Raw genomic sequence first — 1,069 nt, 5'->3', positions numbered from 1 at the left:
GCTTATAAGTGTCCACCTGATCAATTGATCCTGAAGATTCGGAAATCACTTCAATCTCTTTGGAATCTATCAATTCCTTCTCTTTGTTGTAGCCATCTAATACGACTTTGTCGCCGACTTTTAATTTTCCAACACCGACATAATAGCTGAACTGACCATCTTTGAAGCTACCGCCCCAGCTAACAACTTTGCCATTAACGGTTAATCGGCCGAGAGACATATCACCTGTGTAGGTTCCAGTGATATTGACATCTCCTACATGATATTCTTGTGGTTTCAACTCACTTTTCACTAGTTCTGCCACATAAGTTCCTGCCGTTAAATCCCCAGTGCCGTAATTTGTCATAAAGTCAGCAGGTGAATAGCCTTTGGACTGACCATCTTCACGAATCCAATTCCCTGTCAGCTGATCCCCTTCGTTCAGTGCTTTCGGTGCTGATAAACCAGTGTCTCCAACCGCTTTAAAGTGATCGCCTAGTGTTAATTTAGCAAGAGGTGTGTCCTTAAACATATCCTGCATAGTTGTTACTTTGCTAGTGTCAAAGTTGCTCAAATCTAAACTTGTTACGCTAACCATATCGTCAAACATATAACTCATATCTGTTACGTTGCTGGTGTCAAAGTTGATTAAATCTAGACTTGTTACGCTAACCATATCGACAAACATCCAACTCATATTTTTTACTTTACTGGTATCCAGTTGACTTAGCCCTTCGATTTCAGTTACATTCGTAAGATTCTTACCAGCGGCACTTGCAGTAAATAAGAATTTAGAATTTTCTGGAGCCACTACTTTTCCAGACAAGACAATTTTCTTGATGGCTTCATAATCCACTTTTCCACTGTTCCATGGTGATTCTTTATAGCCACTTAACTCACCTGCTTCGATCGTCAATACTCCTGTGTTTTCATCAAAAGTATACGGACTGGTACCCCACGTGCCTGTTTCAACGGAAACATACGTGCCCGCAGTCAAGTCACCAGTGCCATAGTTTTTCATGAAATCTGCTGCTGAATAAAACGTCCCTTTGCCATCTTCTCTCATCCAAGCAGAAGTAAGACTTGCGTT

At 41.1% G+C, this 1,069-nt stretch carries 1 protein-coding gene; it reads right to left on the bottom strand.

What is annotated here, in order from left to right; translation table 11 throughout:
* A partial coding sequence (locus tag AB3I12_RS13300; protein ID WP_368015671.1) for an immunoglobulin-like domain-containing protein occupies positions 1–1,069 on the bottom strand: 1,069 nt, incomplete at both ends.

Origin of the sequence: Enterococcus sp. C65 (assembly GCF_040887165.1) — a bacterium.
Classification (GTDB): Bacteria; Bacillota; Bacilli; order Lactobacillales; family Enterococcaceae; genus Enterococcus_B; species Enterococcus_B hirae.
The sequence above is the reverse complement of the archived record's forward strand: the minus strand, read 5'-3'. Positions and strand labels throughout refer to the sequence as shown.